Source organism: Promineifilum sp. (SeqCode), assembly GCF_041918635.1.
In the GTDB taxonomy this organism is placed as follows: Bacteria; Chloroflexota; Anaerolineae; order Promineifilales; family Promineifilaceae; genus Promineifilum.
In genome coordinates, this window is the sequence record NZ_JAYRVJ010000640.1 from 1 (window position 1) to 11,846 (window position 11,846).

At 66.0% G+C, this 11,846-nt stretch carries 9 protein-coding genes; all 9 read right to left on the reverse strand.

What is annotated here, in order from left to right; translation table 11 throughout:
* Nucleotides 1–287: 287 nt before the first annotated feature.
* Nucleotides 288–2,015, reverse strand: coding sequence for an adenylate/guanylate cyclase domain-containing protein (locus ACE3UY_RS18795; protein WP_374689013.1), 1,728 nt, complete (start codon nucleotides 2,013–2,015; stop codon nucleotides 288–290).
* An 85-nt stretch (nucleotides 2,016–2,100) separates the two neighbouring features.
* Nucleotides 2,101–4,356, reverse strand: a complete 2,256-nt coding sequence (locus ACE3UY_RS18800) for a DUF3488 and DUF4129 domain-containing transglutaminase family protein (RefSeq protein WP_374689014.1) — start codon at nucleotides 4,354–4,356, stop codon at nucleotides 2,101–2,103.
* 300 nt (nucleotides 4,357–4,656) lie between these two features.
* Nucleotides 4,657–5,463 carry an SURF1 family protein gene (locus tag ACE3UY_RS18805; protein WP_374689015.1) on the reverse strand — a complete coding sequence of 269 codons (807 nt, stop codon included), beginning with the start codon at nucleotides 5,461–5,463 and terminating at the stop codon, nucleotides 4,657–4,659.
* On the reverse strand, nucleotides 5,460–6,386 hold the full coding sequence (locus ACE3UY_RS18810; RefSeq protein WP_374689016.1) for a cytochrome c oxidase assembly protein: 927 nt from the start codon (nucleotides 6,384–6,386) through the stop codon (nucleotides 5,460–5,462). Before ACE3UY_RS18810 ends, ACE3UY_RS18805 begins: the two co-directional genes overlap by 4 nt.
* A 267-nt stretch (nucleotides 6,387–6,653) precedes the next feature.
* Entirely contained in the window at nucleotides 6,654–7,298 is a 645-nt protein-coding gene (locus tag ACE3UY_RS18815) for a heme-copper oxidase subunit III (protein WP_374689017.1), read from the reverse strand.
* A complete protein-coding gene (locus tag ACE3UY_RS18820) occupies nucleotides 7,298–7,501 on the reverse strand; it encodes a hypothetical protein (protein ID WP_374689018.1) in 204 nt (67 codons plus the stop codon). Before ACE3UY_RS18820 ends, ACE3UY_RS18815 begins: the two co-directional genes overlap by 1 nt.
* A 68-nt stretch (nucleotides 7,502–7,569) precedes the next feature.
* A complete protein-coding gene (locus ACE3UY_RS18825; RefSeq protein WP_374689019.1) occupies nucleotides 7,570–9,462 on the reverse strand; it encodes a cbb3-type cytochrome c oxidase subunit I in 1,893 nt (630 codons plus the stop codon).
* A gap of 18 nt (nucleotides 9,463–9,480) precedes the next feature.
* Nucleotides 9,481–10,524: a cytochrome c oxidase subunit II gene (coxB, locus tag ACE3UY_RS18830; protein WP_374689020.1), complete on the reverse strand. Its 1,044-nt coding sequence runs from the start codon at nucleotides 10,522–10,524 to the stop codon at nucleotides 9,481–9,483.
* Nucleotides 10,525–10,847: 323 nt separating this feature from the next.
* Nucleotides 10,848–11,582: a hypothetical protein gene (locus ACE3UY_RS18835; RefSeq protein ID WP_374689021.1), complete on the reverse strand. Its 735-nt coding sequence runs from the start codon at nucleotides 11,580–11,582 to the stop codon at nucleotides 10,848–10,850.
* Nucleotides 11,583–11,846: the final 264 nt, after the last annotated feature.

The following is an 11,846-nucleotide window of genomic DNA, read 5'->3' on the forward strand; positions in this document are numbered from 1 at the left end:
GGCCATTCTGGCCGCGCCGGTCATCGCCTCGATGAAGCTGCTGGGCACGTATGCCTGGCGCAAGCTGTTCGACCTGCCGCCCTTCCCCGACGAGGAACCGCCGGAGGAGGCGTTTCCGCTGCACCCGCATGTGCCGGAGTAAGAGCGGGGAGCTGGGGGGCGGGGGAGCAGGGGAGAATCAGACCGCGCATCTGAGGATGCTCGATTCGTGACGGGCCGCCCGCATCTGAGGATGCGGACTCTGTTTCTTCGCTCCCCTGCTCCCCCACCCCCCTGCTCCCCCGCGCTTATACCAAACTCACCAGCCGGTAAACTTCCTCCAACGTCCGCCGCCCCTTCACCTGCACCGGCGGCAGGGGTTCCACGCGGGCCAGGTGGCGCACCTGGTCGTATACGTCGCGGCTGATGATCGTCTGGTCGCGGCCGGCCAACTCCTGCAAGCGCTTGCACAGATTGACCACGTCGCCCACGGCCGAGTAGTCCTTGCGCTGGGCGCTGCCCACGTTGCCGACGACCGTCTCGCCCGTGTGCAGGCCGATGCCAAAGTGCAGCACCCGATCCGGCGGCAGCGTGCGCTGGTAGGCCGCCAGCCGCTCCTGAATGCGCAGCGCGGCCCGGACGGCCTGCTCGACGTGATTCTCCATCGGGTTCAGCGGCGTGTTGAACAGGGCCATGACCGCGTCCCCCATGAACTTGTCGATCAGGCCGTGGTGCTCGTTGATGGCCGTCACCGCCTCGGTGAAGAAGCCGTTGGCGAGTTGAATCAACGCTTCCGGATCGACGAACTCGCCGTAGCGGCTGAAGTCGCGGATGTCGGCGAAGAGGACGGTGATGGTGCGCCGCTGCGGCCGTTGCGCCGCGTCCAGGTCGCGCACCCGGTCGACGAGCGCCGGCGGCAGATAGCGGCGCAGGCTCTCCACCCGCTTCTTCTCCGACACGTCATCGAGCAGCAGCGCCACGCCGCCCAGCCGTTCGTTCTCCACCGTGCGCAGCGGCGAGACGGTCAGGTTGACCGTCGTCGCGCTGCTGCGCGGCTGGGCGCTCAGGTCCATCTCGGCGCTGTGCGTGCGCCCCTCGCGCTTCACTGCCTGCACCAGGTGGTCAATGGGCAGCCCCAGCGCGGCCAGCACGGCGCGATACGTTTGGAAGAGCACCGACTCGGCCGGCACGCCCAGGATGCGCTCGGCGGCATGGTTATAGAGGGCCACGCGGTCGGTCTCGTCGATGGTGATGACGCCGCTGGCGATGGAGGCGAAGACGTTGTCCATCAACTCCTTCATCTCCGCCACCTCGTGGAAGAGGCGGGCGTTGTCAATGGCGACGGCCGCCTGGTCGGCGAAGAGGGCCAGCAGGTCGCGGTCGGCGTCGCCGAAGATGCCGCTGGCGATGCGGTTGTCGGCGTAGATGACGCCGATGGTCTGGCCCTTGATCTTGAGCGGGGCGCACAGGATGGAGCGCAGCTTGTAGCTGACGATGCTGTGCTGCGAAGAGAAGCGCTCGTCCTCCTGGGCGTTGAGGGTGACGATGGGTTCGCCCGTCTCGGCCACGCGGCGGACGATGCTGCGGCTGATCTCGCCTGAGGCCTCGTTGCCCAGCGTCTCCTGCGATATATTGCGGGCCACCTTGACTTCCAGTTCGCCGCCGTCGGACAGCAGCAGCATGGCCCGCTCGGCCCGCGTCAGGCGGATGATGGCGTCCATGACCTGCTGTAGCACGACCGGCAGGTCGAGCGAGGAGTTGACGGCCGCGCCGACCTCTTGCAGGGCGCGCAGCCGCCCCTGCCGGGTGGCCTGGGCGCGCCACTCCTTGTCGAGCCGCTGGGCGGCCTCCTGCATCTCGGCCAGCTGGCGCACCAGGAGGCCCGTGCCGCGCAGGGCCGCCGCGCGCGCCGCCTCGTCCGGGGCGCGCATCAGGGTGCGCTGCTGTTCCGTCACGGCCGCCTGCAGCCGCTCGACGTGGCGCAAGAGTTCAGCCGCGTCGGCCGCGGCGGGGGCGTTGAGGGGTTGGTTGTCCACAATGAAGGGGATTGTAGCGCGGGATGGTATCCCGCGTCTAGGAACGCAGTAGGGGCGGGTTTGAAACCCGCCCCTACAACAGAACCTAACCCTTTTTCCTGGAACGGTTCAGGAAGTTAGAGACGCTTTTCTTGAGCAGCAACGGCCGCAACACCCGCCACTCCTGCCGCGGGTCGAAGTCGGCGTCGGAGGCGCGGGCGGGGCTGAACTGGCGCAGCACGTACTGGCGCGTCAGGTTGCGCACCGGCTGCTGCCCCTCCGGCACAACGGCCACCAGCGAATCCGCCTGCTCATAGGGCGTCTGCGTCGTGCGCCAGGGGATGCCCAGCGAGCGCGCCCAGTCGCCCAGACGCAGATAGCTGCGGTCTACGTCCGCCTCCACCCGGCGGTTGTAGGTCGTGGTCACGTAGATCGCCCCGCCGGCCAGCGCCAGCAGCAATACCCCGATGGCTACCCGCCACCCGATCGCGCGGCGGCGCGCCGCGTCCCCCTGCGCCTCCAGCCCCTCTTGCAGGCCGTCGGCCCGCTCGAAGTCGGTCAGGTCTTCCGGCGGCAAGAGGCTCGCCGGATCGGGCGCGAGGGCCGAGTCGACGGCGCTGCTCAGGTTGGGGTCGGTCGTGCTCGGCCGCTCCCAGACGGGGAGGGATTGCGTCGGCTCGAACTGAATCCAGCCGTACTCAGGGAAGTAGACCTCGACCCAGGTGTGGGCGTTGACGGCCCGCACGCGGTAGCTCTGGCTGGCCGAGTCGTACTCGCCCAGGGCGTAGCCGCTGACCATGCGCGCCGGCACGCCCTGCGAGCGCAACATGATCGCCATGGCCGAGGCGTAATAGGTGCAGTACGCCTCCTGAATGTCGAACAGCGTGTAATGGATCGGCTCCACGCCCGGCGGCGCGGCGGCGATCTGGTCGTTGTAGTTGATGTTGCTGCGCAGGTAGTTGCGGATGACGATCGCCTTGTCGTAGGCGGTGGGCTGGTTGCCGGCCAGGTCTTCGGCCAGCGCCAGCGTCTCCGGCGTGATGCTGTCCGGCACTTGCAGGTAGCGGTCGGTCACCCACGCCGGGTAGTCGGACGAGGCGGCGCGCAGGCTGCCGCCGTCGGCCAGCGAGACCTGCGAGGTCACCTCGTAGCGGTCGCCCTGGCGCAAGATGAAGCGCGAGCGCAGCGACGTGATCAGCGCCCGCCCCTCGGGATCGTAGCCGGCGTCCACGATCATCTGGCGGTCAGTGCTCAGCACCTCCGGGGCGGCGTAGAGGATGCTGGAGTTGGGCAGGTAGTTGGTGACGGTCTGGGTGATGACGTTGCGCGACAGCGTGATGGGCACGTTCAGCGCGCCGTCGTCGGGGTAGTGGATGAACTCCGGTTCGTCGTTCTCGGCCGCCTGCCAGCCGCCGTTGTCATAGGTGTCGTAGGCGATGGCTTGCCAGTAGACGCCATAGGGCAACTCCTGGCCCACCTGCACGTCCATGACCAGCGCGTTGCCGACGTTGCGCGGCCCGCCCAGCACCAGCGTGTTCTGGTAGGGGTCGCTCGTCCCCGCGCCGTAGGAGCGCAGGGAGGAAAAGAGCCGCGTCCACGTGTCCTGGAAGGCGCGCCACGGCCCGCCGGCCTCGGTTACCGCGCCGCTGATGGTCGTGCTGGCCTTCAGCCCCGGCAGGCTCCAGGCCAGCAGCAGCGCCACCAGCGCCGCCACCAAGCCCGCGCGCAGGAAGTCGAACTGGATGCCCCGGTCGTAGCGCACGGCGTCGCGCCGCCAGTGGCTTTCCTCGCTGGTCAGGTGGGTGACGGCCACAAAGAGCAGGGCCAGCAGGGTGTAGAGCGCCAGATAGCCCAGCAGCGGCCGGGGGCCGTTGTAGTAGTAGACGACGCTCAGCAGCACCACCCCGGCCGGGATGATCACGCGCCACACCCGGCCGCGCCGGAAGGTGTACCAGGCCGCCAGATAGCCGAGCAGCCAGAAGACGGTCGTCGTCTGGATGACGAAGATGATGCCGTCGCGGCTGATGCCGCCGCTGACCGCCTTCTGCATCCAGTCCGCTTGCCGGCGAATGAGGTCGAAGACGCGCTCGCGCCACGGCCCCTCATAGGGCAGCGTGGTGCCGACGAAGAAGAAGATGAAGAAGATGCCGTAGATGATGGCGAAGATGTGGGCGGTGCGGTCGGAGAAAACGCTTTTCGCCAGCAGCCAGCCGGCCACCATCGCCACCGTGGCGACGATGGGCAGCACGTACAGACCGTCCACCAGATCGGCTTGCAAGACGGCGGTGCTGGCCACCAGCAACATCGCCCACACCAGCAACAGTGACGGCCATCCCTCGCGCAATCGTCCGGTCGTTTCCATGATAAGAATCCACAGATTTCACAGATGACGCCGATTCTAAGAGTAAACCGGCGCGACCTGTCTATCAGAGACGCTTTCTAACAACGGCAGGGTTCCAGCCCTTTCGAGAATCTCGCTGGGTACTCATTATACAGTGACTTGAAAGTGTCAACATGGTGACAGGCACTTATTTAGTAGGAACTTATCTCTTGCACGTTTGCAGCCGTAGGGGCGGGTTTTAAACCCGCCCCTACATGGGTAGATGGCACGTCGTAGGGGCGGGTTTGAAACCCGCCCCTACACCACCTCGCGGCGCGGGGCCTAAATCTGCGTAATCTGCGTAATCTGCGGATTCTTCTTCTCGGCTTCCTGCTGCGACAGCCAGCGGTTGACGTAGAGCACATACCCCACGCCCAACCCCAGCGAGAAGATGAACCACTGCACCGCGTAGCTCAGGTGCGACCCTTCGGAGAGGTCGATCTCCTTGGCGATCGCGACGGGCAGCGTCGTGTCCGGCTCGCTCTGGGGGGCCAGCCTCACGTAGTACGGGGCCAGCGGATAGGGCAGCTGCCCGGCGATGGCGGCCACGTCCACCCGGAACAGCTCCACGCCCGGCTCGGCCGCGCCGGCCGCGGCGCGGCGCAGCGTCTCGGTCAGGGCGATGTAGCCGCTGACCGTCTGCGGGCCGGTCGCCTCGTCGAAGGCGTGGCCCGCCTCGTATTCCGCGTCCGGTATCCAGCCCCGGTCGACCAGCACGGCCGCGCCCGATTCGAGCACCAGCGGCGTGATCAGGTGGACGCCCGGCTGCCCCTCCCAATTCTGGAGCTTCAGGATGCGCTGCTGGGCGAAGTCGTACTCGCCGGTCAGGAACACGTCCCGGTTGGCGAGGTCAGGGTCGGTCGCGGCCGGCGGCTGCCCGGCCTGGGCGGTCACGTCCTCGTTGACGAAAATGTAGGAGGAGGCCAGCGCGGCGGCCAGCTGGGCGTTGGCGGCGCGGCGCTCGGCCAGCCGGTCGAGCTGCCACACCCCCAGCCGGGCCAGCACCGCCATCAGGGCCAGCACGGCCAGCGTTACCCACCGCCAGCGCCGCCCCACCAGGGCACGCGCCAGCGCGCCGATTCGACTCACGCCTGCCCTCCGGCCGCGCCGGGCGCGGCCAGCGCATCCTCGTCGCTCCAGGCCGGCCCCTTCTGGCTCGGCTTGCGCCCCTCGCCGGTCAGGATGCGGAAGATGAGCGCCAGCGCCACCATGAAGTGCATCATGCCGCCGGGGATCCACATGACGATACCGCTGATGCGCTGGTCGTCCATGACGGAGATGCCCCACAGGCGCGGCATGTCGTTGTAGAAGGAGTAGACCGGGCCGGGGCTGAAGGCCAGCACAATGCCCAGAGCCATCGCCGGCGGCACGGCGGCAATGGAAAAGCCGATCTTGGCGTAGCGGCTGGGTTGCTTGTTCAGCCGCGGCCCCGCCCCGCTGATGACCCACCAGTAGAGCATCCCGGCCAGGAACATGGTCAGGTGCTCCAGGTCGTGGACGAACTCACTGCGCAGCGCCGCGTTGTAGAGCGCCGGGTCGTGCCAGCCGATGATGATGACCAGGTAGATGAACCAGACGGCGACGGCGCTGGTGGCCGGCCGCAGCAGCCGGCCGAGGGCCGACTCCTTGTGGATGACCCGGTTGAGCGCCGCGCCGGCCGACAGACGCAGCGGCGCGGGCAGCCCCCACAGCATAAAGGGCATGGGGTTGGGCAGCAGCAGGAGCGGCGGGGCGATCATGATCAGCAGCAAGTGCTGGATCATGTGCATGAAGAACAACTGCTGCACCAGCACGTCCAGCGGCGACATCAGGGCGATGCCGACGACGACCAGCCCGGCCAGATAGGACACGGGCCGCCACGGCGCGCCCAACGACTGCCAGCCCGTCCGGTCGCCGCGCGCACGCAGCCGGAACCAGCCGGTCAGGAAGAGGGCGGCCAGGATGAGCAGCGGGATGATGACTTCGAGCCGCCAACTCCAGGAGGAGAGGGCGGCCCGGGCGATAGGATCCATATTGGAAAATCGCGGTTGTAGGGGCGGGTTTGAAACCCGCCCCTACCATACGGGCATCCCTTGTAAGGGCAGGTTTGAAACCTGCCCCTACCATACGGGCATCCCTTGTACGGGCAGGTTTGAAACCTGCCCCTACCATATGGGCATCCCTTGTACGGGCAGGTTTGAAACCTGCCCCTACCATACGGGCATCCCTTGGAAGGGCGGGTTTGAAACCCGCCCCTACCATATGGGCATCCCTTGTAAGGGCGGGTTTGAAACCCGCCCCTACACGGCTTGGCCCATCAAATAGAGGGCCGGGTAGAAGAAGACCCACACCACGTCCACGAAGTGCCAGTAGATGGCCGTGGCCTCGACGCCCCAATGATCCTCCGGGGTGTAGCGGCCGCGGCGGCCGTTCCACCAGATGATGAGGATGAGGGCGATGCCCGTCAGGACGTGCAGGGCGTGCATGCCCGTCATGGCGAAGAAGACGCCGCCATAGACGCCGTCGGCCGTCGAGAGGTGGCCGAAGATCTCGATGCCGAACAGGTTGCCCTCCAGGCCGAAGACGTTCCACTCCAGCACGACGACCATCACGAAGAACAGCGTGCCCAGCAGGGCGGCCATGAGCGCGCCGCGCAGGAACTTCGTGCGGTCGCCGTGGGCCGCGCCCATCTCGGCCCGGTACATGAAGAAGCTGCTGAGCAGCAGCACCGACGTGGCGATCAGGCCGATGACCTGGCTCAGTTCCGGCCGCGTGTTGCCCCACAGCACGAAGCGGGAGGCGAACAGCGCGCCGAACAGGAACAGCTCCGAAAAGCAGAACAGCCACAACCCCAGGCGGTTGGCCCGCAACTGCTGATGATAGGGCAGCTCGTGCCCGTGGCTCTCGGCGTGCGCGTCGTGCGCCGGCGCGGTAACTGCGCTCATCAGTGACTCTCCTCGCGCCACAGGCGGGCGATGTGCATGAAGTTCTGGACGATGATGGCGGCCTTCACCAGGGCGATGATGAAGAGCAGCACCAGCGACCCCAGGTAGATGCTCACAAAGTATTCGGCGGCGGTCAGCACGGCCAGGATCAGCAGCGTGATCAGCCCCAGCCGGTAGGCGGCCGCCTTCTTATCGCCATTCACAGGTTTCGTCTCGTTCTCTACCACAGCTTACTCTCTCCAGACCTGTCAGGTCTTGCTTCGCTTCTCTATTAGTCTCCCGACGGCACGGGGGCGACCGGCGTCCCCGCCGGCACGTCACGGATGTAGCGCGCATCGGCCAGGCCGTAATCGTAGGGGTCGCCCACCACTTCAAAGGGCACGTCGTAGTTGAACTCCGGCGCGGGGCTGGGGATCTGCCACTCGGGCGAGCGCGAGCGCCACGGGTTCGGCGCGGCGGCCGGCTCCATGCGCGTGCTGGCCATGAAGTTGTAGATCATGATCAGGATCGACCAGCCGATGACCAGCGCCGACAGCGTGATGAGCACGTGCGTCGTCTCGATGCCCAGGGCCGGGTCATAGTCGGCGATGCGGCGGCGCATGCCCAGCAGGCCGACGCTCATCTGACCGATGCTCATGACCCAGAACGCGGGCAGCATCAGCCAGAAGTGCAGCTTGCCCAGCGACTCCTTGTACATGCGCCCGCTGATCTTCGGATACCAGTAGTATAGCGCCGCGCAGAACGGGAAGATGAAGCCGCCGAACATGGTGGCGTGGAAGTGGCCGACCACCCAATAGCTGTCGTGCAGGTGCAGGTCGGTCGGGATGGTTCCCAGGATGGGGCCGGTCACGCCGCCGATCAGGAAGACGGAGATGGAGCCGAGCACGAAGAGCAGCGGCGTGGGCGGGTTCTTGGGCAGCTTGCCCTCCCAGATGGTGGCGATCCAGCTGAAGAACTTGACGCCCGTGGGCACGGCCACCAGCATCGTCGAGAACATGAACGGCACGCGCAGCGCGTCGGCCATGCCCGAGGTGAACATGTGGTGGGCCCAGACCAGGAAGCCGACCAGGGCGATGCCCAGGCTCGACAGGGCCACCCAGCGATAGCCGAAGAGCGGCTTGCGGGCGAACACCGGCAGCAGCTCGCTGATGACGCCCAGGCCGGGCAGCACGAAGACGTAGACCACCGGGTGCGAGTAGAACCAGAAGAGGTGCTGGTAGAGGATAGGATTGCCGCCGCCGGACGGGTCGAAGAAGTTCAGCCCCATGACGCGCTCGGCCACGCTCATGGTCAGGGCCACGGCCACCGTCTGGGTCGAGGTCAACTGGATAATAGACGCGGCGACGGCGCCCCAGACGAAGATGGGCATGCGGAACAGGCCCATGCCCTTGGCGCGCATGGTGGCGACGGTGACCAGCAGGTTGGCCGAACCGGCGATAGACGAGAAGCCGACGATGTAGAAGCCCAGCAGAAAGAGCACCATGCCCGCCGGGGCGCGCAGGCTCAACGTGGCGTAGCCCACCCAGCCGGTGTCCCAGCCGCCGATGGCCATGCCGCCCAGGATGAGCAGCGCCGCGGGGACGGACACCCAGAAGCTGAAGGCGTTCAGGCGCGGGAAGGCCATGTCCGACGCGCCGATCATCAGCGGAACCAGGTAGTTGACCATCGCGCCCACGCCGCCGAGGATAGCGGCGATCATGATGATGCCGTGGGCGCTGAACAGGGTGTTGAACTGGGTGTTGGTCAACCACTGCATCCCCGTCTGGGCCAGTTCAATGCGGAACATGATGGCAAAGGTGCCGCCGATCAGCAGGATGAGCAGGCTGGAGATGCCGTACTGGATGCCGATGACCTTGTGGTTGAAGTCCACGTTGAAGTAGCGCGACCATTCCGGCTTGCCTTCCGGCGCGCCATGGCGCAGCGGGGTGCGCCGGCCGACGACCCAGCGCAGCCAGTCGCTCAGCACGCCCGCGGCCAGCAGGAAGCCCAGCACGCCGACCAGCGCCCCGAAGGCCAGCGCCGGCTCGTAAATCCAGGGGGTATCGGCCCCGCGCAGCGCTCGCAGCCCGGCGATGAAGCCGTAGCCCAACGCCATGCCGATGATCTGGCCGACGATGCCGCGGATCAGGGCCGACGATAGAATAATCCGAAGTGTCTTAAACATATCTGCTCCCTCAGAAAGCTACTCCAACGTCTGGATGAAGGCGATGAAGTCGGCGACGATGTCGATGTCCACACCCTCGGCTGTCTGAATCTCCTGCTGGCGGGCGGCGAACTGGTCGCCGTAGTTCTGCGGCATGAGATTGGGGTTGAAGCCGGCCGTCACCTGCTTGTTGGGGTCCAGGATGGAGTCGCGGATGTAGGTGTCGTCCACCGTGACGGTCGAGCCGTCGGTCAGCTGCTCCTCGCGGCCATAGAGACCTTGCCACGTCGGGCCGACGCCGGGCGCGCCGTCCAGGCTGTGACAGGCGATGCAGCCGAAGCCTTCGGCGCTGTGCCAGTAGGCCCCGCGCTCTTCCGGCGTCATCTCGGCGAAGGCCGGCGCGGCGCTCTTCTCCGCCACCCAGGCGGTGAACGCCTCATCGTTCACGACGCGCACGGTGGCGACCATCTGCGTGTGGTTCAACCCGCAAATCTCGGCGCAGCGCAGCGCGAAGTCGCCCGTCTCGGTTGGCGTGATGCGCAGCGTCGTCTCCCGGCCGGGAACCAGATCTTGCTTCACGCGAAATTCGGGAACCCAGAAGGAGTGGATCACGTCCTCGGCGTTCATCTTCAGCACGATGGTGCGGTTGACCGGGATGACCAGCTCGGCCGAGAGGATGTCCTCCTGCTCCGGATAGCCAAAGCTCCACACCCACTGCTTGCCCGTCACGTTGACGACCATCTCCTGCGGCTTGGGCCGGGTGATCTCGTTGAGCGTGATCGCGCCCCACACGCCAAAGCCGAGCACGACCAGGGTGGGGACAATCGTCCAGCCGATCTCCAGCCGTGTGTTGCCGTGGATGTGCGGCCCGTCCGTCTCGTCGTCGTCCCCGCGGCGGAAGACGAAGACGGCGTAGAGCATCATGACCATGATGAGCGAGAAGAGGAAGGCGATCATCCAGTAGTGCCCGTTGAACAGCCGGTCAATCGGGATCGCCTCCGCGCTGGACGCGCGCGGCAGCGCCAGGATGTACTCAAACAGGAAACGCAGCCCCAGCGTCGACAGCGCCACCAGTATTGCCACAATAATCGGATGTCTCAAACGTCCCATTCGTCTATTCCCAAACCCTCGATAGATTCAAATCCTTTGTACCGACTCACGGCCGGATAGTGAACCTATCCCGGCCCCCCAGCAGAAGAAGAATCCACAGATTTCGCAGATTACGCCGATTAAGAAAATACATCCGAGTAGTCTGCATTATCCGCGAATGCCCTGCTCACTCATCGGCTTGCGCGTCGGGCATTATACGCGCAAGTGGCCGGACATGCCGGCTCTACCACAAACACACGATTCGGTTGAACGGTGGCCGGCGCGCCAGAGAAGCGGCGCGCCAGGGCGACGGGATTTTACTGCGGCGCGTTCAGAATGGCAATGACCCCAATGCCCAAACCAACGACCAAAAGCCCGGTGACGACCACGGCGATCATGTCCCAGGGGATGGCCAGGCTCTCCGTCTGGTCGATGGCCGCCAGCCGATCCGCCCGCAGCGCGAAGATCATGATGACCAGGGCGATGAGGAGCGCCGCCAAGACGGCCAGGCTAACGATGTTGACGATATTGTCCTGGCGCACGATCTGGCGGTCGGGGAAGAGCAGGCTGGCGATGAGGAAGGTCGCGAAGGCGACGAACATGAGGATGATGGCTCCGGTGGTGATGACCCGCCAGCGCCGCCAGGTGGATTCGGGGGCGCGGCTGGTCGGCCGCGTCTGGCGCATCTGCTTGATGCGCTCGTCCTGGCGCTTTTGCAGGGCGGTGGCGTTCTGCTGCCGTTCGGGGTCGGCGGCGTTGCGAGCCACCAGGCGGGAGAGGATGATGTAGACCAGGGCCAGCGTCAGCCCGGCCCCGATGACCAGCGCCGGCACCAGGAGGGCCAGCGCCAGCATGGCCTGCCAGCTCAGCAGGGTCAGCTCGCTGCGCCCGCCGATGGGCACGGGCAGCGGGATAGTCACGGAGGATGGAGTGCTCGGCAAAGGCGTGGCCCCCTCGCCGCCCAGCAGCGCCGGCAGCAAGATGGTCAGCACGCCGCTGCCGATCAGGATAGCCAGAATGATGCCCCACGTGATCAGTGATCTATTTCTCACAAGCCCATCTCCGACCAGGCAATTATGAATTAGGAATTAGGAATTAGGAATGATGGGTGCGAGAGGCGCTTCATAATTCCTCATTCCTAATTCATCATTTTCTTCCACTTGTGGATTCTATCACAATGCGCCGCGCAACCAATATTTTCTGTCCTGACAGGTCTTCAGCGTCCTGTGCTTAGTCTCCAAATCGCCCCAGCAGCCGCTTGAACGGCGACGGCCGCGGCGCTTCCGGGGCCGGCTCCAGCTCCTCGCGCAGGCTCA

What these genes read in the sequence shown, in the direction of transcription:
- ACE3UY_RS18815 (WP_374689017.1), bottom strand. Translation starts at nt 7,298, where the DNA reads ATGAGCGCAGTTACCGCGCCGGCGCACGACGCGCACGCCGAGAGCCAC.
- ACE3UY_RS18825 (WP_374689019.1), bottom strand. Translation starts at nt 9,462, where the DNA reads ATGTTTAAGACACTTCGGATTATTCTATCGTCGGCCCTGATCCGCGGC.
- ACE3UY_RS18810 (WP_374689016.1), bottom strand. Translation starts at nt 6,386, where the DNA reads ATGGATCCTATCGCCCGGGCCGCCCTCTCCTCCTGGAGTTGGCGGCTC.
- ACE3UY_RS18800 (WP_374689014.1), bottom strand. Translation starts at nt 4,356, where the DNA reads ATGGAAACGACCGGACGATTGCGCGAGGGATGGCCGTCACTGTTGCTG.